Origin of the sequence: Kribbella sp. (assembly GCF_035687465.1) — a bacterium.
In the GTDB taxonomy this organism is placed as follows: Bacteria; Actinomycetota; Actinomycetes; order Propionibacteriales; family Kribbellaceae; genus Kribbella.
Genome location: NZ_DASRXP010000321.1, coordinates 1 through 2,892, shown reverse-complemented (window position 1 = coordinate 2,892; position 2,892 = coordinate 1). Strand labels below are relative to the sequence as shown.

2 protein-coding genes are annotated in these 2,892 nt (G+C 60.3%); both read right to left on the bottom strand.

Annotation, left to right across the window (positions count from 1 at the left end):
• Positions 1-386 (bottom strand): very short patch repair endonuclease (locus VFG33_RS16545; protein WP_325053762.1); only part of this gene is annotated, 386 nt, incomplete at its 3' end.
• Between the two features lie 109 nt (positions 387-495).
• A partial coding sequence (locus VFG33_RS16540; RefSeq protein ID WP_325053761.1) for an ATP-binding protein occupies positions 496-2,892 on the bottom strand: 2,397 nt, incomplete at its 5' end.

Here is a 2,892-nt window from a genome sequence, read left to right as displayed (position 1 = left end):
CCTGGCGCAGACGTACGAGTCCGTACGGCCTTGACGACTGCTTCGGCGATCAGTTGAGGGCTTTCATGCTCCCAGGCGCGGATGGAAAGCCATCCGGCGCGTTGTAGGTTGGCATCGGTGTCCGCATCCCTCGCCTGGTTCTTCCGCGTCTTGTCCTTCCAGTAGTCGGAGTTGGCAGTAGTTGCTCTCGACCCGTGTCGAGGACAGCCATGCCAGAAGCATCCGTCTACGAAGACTGCCACTCTGGCACGTGCGAACACGACGTCGGCGCGACGCCGAAGACCTTCGAGTGGCGCCACGTCAACTCGATAGCGCAGACCTGCGGAGTGGAGCAGACGACGCACGGCAAGCTCCGGACCGGTGTCTCTGGTTCGCTGTCGCTGCATTCTGTTGCGTACCGCAGGCGTGCTGGCCCATGAGTCCTCGGCGGTTTCAGGTCGAGCAACCCGCACCGCACTCGAAGGCCGGCCCGTTCGATGTCCAGCAACCACGATGTCAGTTTATCCGACGGAGGCGTGGCAAGCCGAGTTGCTCAGAATCGCGGTGGGCCTGCGTCATCCGGATCAGGCGGGGCGCTTCACCTCCCAGGCTAACGAACGCTTCACCGACTCCGAGTGTCCTGATCTGCTCTGCGAGACGTTGATTATCTGGTTGGAGCTTCCGTGCAGCCATTGTCGCAACCGTTGCGTCGGGCAGCCCAAAGCAGATCTTCGTCTGAGCGTTGGCCGCCACGACATCTGGCAGATCAAGAGGTTGTTGGGTAGCCAGGATGACAGCAAGCCCCTTCGAGCGTCCTTCGCGGATCATAGTCTGTATTGCGCGGAAACCACTGACGCGGTGAGCTTCATCGACGACCGCCACGTAGCGGATAGTGTTCGGTACTGGTGGCAAATTCTGAATTTTCAACAGCAGCGCGGACAAAATGAAGCCCGTTGCGAGGACCGTGGTCTGCCCGTTTCCAGGAATGGTCGATAAGCCAAACACGACATTCCGGTTGATTACGGCGCCAAGCGGCTCGCCAGACCGGAACAACTCATGCCGGGTGAGATCGCCGAGCACGGCCGAGAGATCAGTATCAAGCAGGTCGTCGAGGGTCAACAGCGTCGGCCAGCGCCGTTCCGCCTGACCAGTCTGATATGCAACGCGCAACGCCGTTTCGAGTTTTCCCCGCTGCTTCACACCCATCCGAGTGAAGCTCTTCGTTGCCTCATCCACCGCGTCGCGAAGTTCGATAATAGCGGTAGTGATCGCGCGATCACTGCTGTCCTCAAGCGCCAGCGGGTTGTAGGGCGCGCCGACATTCCACAAGTCGAGGAATTCAGCGTTTGCGACCGTAGGGAATCCAGTGTCGTCACTGTAATCATTCTTGAAGTCGGCGATCCCGAAATGGCTTCCACTGTGATGCGCGAGCTGCGCCAAAAGACTCATGGCAAACTGAGTCTTGCCCATGCCGGAGGAGCCCCAAATCTCAGTATGTCCGTTTTGCAAAACTCGCTGACCGGGACCAGTGGGATGCCAATACAATTCCTCGCCAGAGGCGACATCCCAACCGAGCAAAGGCGCTTCGAAACCCTCCGACGAGAGGTGGGCACTAGTCGTCCTCGGCGGGCCGGCAAAGGATTCTGATTCAGTCACCTCGACCGGCTCCCGAATCGGAGCGGTGTCAGACGATGACGCATCCGATTCAGGTTTTCGGGCTTCCCGGGCGCGGCCTTGTTGATCCATCCTAGGTAACGAAGGGCCGCCCTCGGAAAGTTTTGGCTTTGCCTCCGGACGTCGTCGCACCCGGCTGCTCTGCAGTGGCGGCTGGTCGGACTCAACGGTACGAAGATCAGTCAAGCGCACGGATGTAGCCGTATTTAGCAAATCCTCAGTGAGCTGAATGCCATGGAGAACGACAGGCACGATATCGCCCGCGACATCCGCCCGGTATGTCTTGCGAAACGGTTTGACCTTCGGCCCAAAGACCAGGCCAACACCCGCCCACTCAAGCGTTCCACGGCCCAGTCGGAAGGCTTCGAGTGCTTTGAGCTCCAATGCATCGAGTTTGAACCGGGATTCCCTAGCGACAGCGTACGCGGCCTCAGCAATCCGATTCAGCCAGAGGCGAGTGTGAATGGTTTCTGGTTCGGGGTAAGCGGCCCAACGGGTAGCGGAAAGCGTCTGATTGAGCTGGTCGAGGGCACCGCTGGCAGCGTCGGACTCGTCGGTGCGTCGAGCCTTGACTTCGATGGCGGCAACGTGAACCCCACCCTCCCGCGGGTCGAGAGCGATAGCGAGCAGATCGGCGCGCTTACCGGGGAACCAGTGCCGGTACTCATCGAGGCTAACGAGCAGTACCCGGCACCCTGGTGGAAGGGGCCACGGTGTAGTGGTCGTTGCTAGCAGGCTGAAAGCCACGACGTGACCGACGAGTTCATTTATGCCAGCACCACTGGTAGCTGCTTGCAGGGCAAGGATGCCGTAGCCCTGACTAGCTACCTGGCGTAGCTGGGTCCCAATTGAGAGCGCTACGGACGATTCGGCGACAATTCCCGCTGCGCGCAGGCTGCGACCGATAGCACGGTCCGCCGGCCCGCCTGACTTCTGGCTAATTACCAGTGACAACGGACTGTCGCCACCTAGCCGTCGCTCCTGATGAAGAATCGCGATCTTGTCTCGCCCCAGAGCCTGTTCAAGACTGTCACGGGTCGCATAACGGTCGAGGGTCGCGACCCACAGAGCCAGTTCATGGACCTGCTGAAGCTGTTCGGCGATGTCGAGTGTGCCGGTACGTACCTCCGGTACTCGGATCTGACCGTCCTCATCGGGCCAGGCGTCTTCGACTGCGTTCTGTAGGCGGAGCCAAGAGTGGCCGGCGGGGGTAGCTGTTGGCGGCATGAGGAGAGTGCG